Origin of the sequence: Thauera phenolivorans (assembly GCF_001696715.1) — a bacterium.
GTDB lineage: Bacteria > Pseudomonadota > Gammaproteobacteria > Burkholderiales > Rhodocyclaceae > Thauera > Thauera phenolivorans.
On the sequence record NZ_MBFM01000004.1, the window covers coordinates 203356 to 206308 of the forward strand.

Sequence of the window (2953 nt, forward strand, 5' to 3'; positions counted from 1 at the left end):
ACCGGATGCTCGCGGATGACCTCCTCGAGGATGTCCCACACCACCGGCTCGTGCGACTCCACCATCTTCTTCGCCTGCTTGATGGTCGTGGCCAGCCCCATCAGCTCGAGCTTGTTGAAGATGAAGGGCTTGAACAGCTCGAGCGCCATCAGCTTCGGCAGGCCGCACTGGTGCAGCTTGAGCTGCGGGCCCACGGTGATGACGGAACGGCCCGAGTAGTCGACGCGCTTGCCGAGCAGGTTCTGGCGGAAACGGCCGCCCTTGCCCTTGATCATGTCCGCGAGCGACTTCAGCGGGCGCTTGTTGGCGCCGGTCATCGCCTTGCCGCGACGGCCGTTGTCGAGCAGGGAGTCGACCGACTCCTGCAGCATGCGCTTTTCGTTGCGCACGATGATGTCGGGCGCCTTGAGCTCGAGCAGGCGCTTGAGGCGGTTGTTGCGGTTGATGACGCGACGGTAGAGGTCGTTGAGGTCGGAGGTCGCGAAGCGGCCGCCGTCGAGCGGCACCAGCGGGCGCAGGTCGGGCGGCAGCACCGGCAGCACCTCGAGGATCATCCACTCGGGCTTGATGCCCGACTGCTGGAAGGCCTCGAGCACCTTCAGGCGCTTGGAGAACTTCTTGATCTTGGCTTCCGAGCCGGTGGTCTCGAGGTCGCCGCGCAGCTTCTCGATCTCGAGGTTCACGTCGAGCGTGCGCAGCAGCTCGCGGATGCCTTCGGCACCCATCACCGCGTCGAAGTCGTCACCGTACTCCTCGACCTTGGCGAGGTAGTCGTCCTCGGTCAGGAGCTGGGCGCGGTTGAGCGGGGTCAGGCCCGGCTCGACCACGACGAAGGCCTCGAAGTAGAGCACGCGCTCGATGTCGCGCAGAGTCATGTCGAGCACCATGCCGAGCCGGCTCGGCAGGCTCTTCAGGAACCAGATGTGGGCGACCGGCGAGGCCAGCTCGATGTGGCCCATGCGCTCGCGGCGGACCTTGGACAGGGTCACCTCGACGCCGCACTTCTCGCAGATCACGCCGCGATGCTTGAGGCGCTTGTACTTGCCGCACAGGCACTCGTAGTCCTTCACCGGGCCGAAGATCTTGGCGCAGAACAGGCCGTCGCGTTCGGGCTTGAAGGTTCGGTAGTTGATGGTCTCCGGCTTCTTGACTTCGCCGTACGACCAGGTCCGGATCTTGTCCGGGGACGCGAGACCGATGGTGATCGCGTCGAATTCTTCCTCGGACGGCAGGGTTTGCTTGAACAGGTCAGCGAGCAGGCTCTTCATGTATCACTCCATCGGGGACGCAGCGGCGAACGCTGCGTCCCTGGATTCAATCGCGGGCAGGGTCAGGGGGTTTCGCTTCAGTCGCGGTCGAGATCGATGTCGATCGCGAGGGAGCGGATTTCCTTCACCAGCACGTTGAAGGACTCCGGCATGCCGGAATCGATCTTGTGCTCGCCCTTGACGATGTTTTCGTACACCTTGGTACGGCCGGTGACGTCGTCCGACTTGACCGTCAACATCTCCTGCAGCGTGTAGGCCGCGCCATAAGCCTCCAGCGCCCACACTTCCATTTCGCCGAAACGCTGGCCGCCGAACTGCGCCTTGCCGCCCAGCGGCTGCTGGGTGACGAGCGAGTACGGACCGGTCGAGCGGGCGTGCATCTTGTCGTCGACCAGGTGGTGCAGTTTCAGCACGTGCTTGTAGCCGACGGTGACCGAGCGCTCGAAAGCCTCGCCGGTGCGCCCGTCGTAGAGCGTGACCTGGCCACCGACCGGCAGCCCGGCGAGATCCAGCATCTGGCGGATCTCGGCCTCCTTCGCACCATCGAACACCGGGGTCGCGAAGGGCACGCCCTTCTTCAGGTTCGACGCCAGGTCGACGATCTCGTCCTCGCTCAGGCCGGCGATGTCCTCGGCCTGACCGCTGCCGTTGTAGATCTGGTCGAGGAAGCCGCGCAGCTCGTCGGCCGAGGCCTTCGCCTGCATCATGCGGTCGATCTTCTGGCCGAGGCCCTTCGCCGCCCAGCCGAGGTGGGTCTCGAGGATCTGGCCGATGTTCATCCGCGAAGGCACGCCGAGCGGGTTAAGCACGATGTCGAGCGGTGTGCCGTCCTCCATGTACGGCATGTCCTCGACCGGCACGATCTTCGACACCACGCCCTTGTTGCCGTGACGGCCGGCCATCTTGTCGCCCGGCTGCAGGCGGCGCTTGACGGCCAGGTACACCTTGACCATCTTCTGCACGCCCGGCGGCAGCTCGTCACCCTGGGTGAGCTTCTTCTTCTTGATCTCGAAGGCCTGCTCGAAGTCCTTGCGGGTGGTCTCGAGACCTTCGCGCACCGCCTCCAGCTGCGAGGCCAGCGCCTCGTCCGCCATGCGGACGTCGAACCAGTGGTAGAACTCGAGGCCGTCGAGGTACTCGCCGGTGATCTCGCTGCCCTTCGCCAGGCGCTTCGGGCCGCCGTTGGCGGTCTGGCCGACGATCATGCGGCGGATACGGGCGAAGGCGTCGCGCTCGACGATGCGCATCTGGTCGGCGAGGTCGGTCTTGAAGCTGCGCAGCTGGTCGTCGATGATCGACTGCGCGCGCTTGTCGCGCTCGAGGCCTTCGCGGGTGAACACCTGCACGTCGATGACGGTGCCGGTCATGCCCGAGGGCACGCGCAGCGAGGTGTCCTTCACGTCGGACGCCTTCTCGCCGAAGATCGCGCGCAGCAGCTTCTCCTCCGGCGTGAGCTGGGTCTCGCCCTTCGGCGTGACCTTGCCCACCAGCACGTCGCCCGCCTCGACCTCGGCACCGATATACACGATGCCGGATTCGTCCAGACGCGACAGCTGAGCCTCGCCGAGCGAGGCGATGTCGCGGGTGATTTCTTCGGCGCCGAGCTTGGTGTCGCGCGCGACTACCGTCAGCTCCTCGATGTGCACCGAGGTGAAGCGGTCTTCGGCGACGACCCGCTCCGAGAT

At 65.5% G+C, this 2953-nt stretch carries 1 protein-coding gene and 1 pseudogene; both read right to left on the reverse strand.

The window, feature by feature from the left end; translation table 11 throughout:
- Positions 1–1268, reverse strand: a pseudogene (locus BB334_RS18005) (DNA-directed RNA polymerase subunit beta'); the annotation flags it as partial.
- A 77-nt stretch (positions 1269–1345) separates the two neighbouring features.
- Positions 1346–2953 (reverse strand): DNA-directed RNA polymerase subunit beta (locus BB334_RS18205; protein WP_456300359.1); only part of this gene is annotated, 1608 nt, incomplete at its 5' end.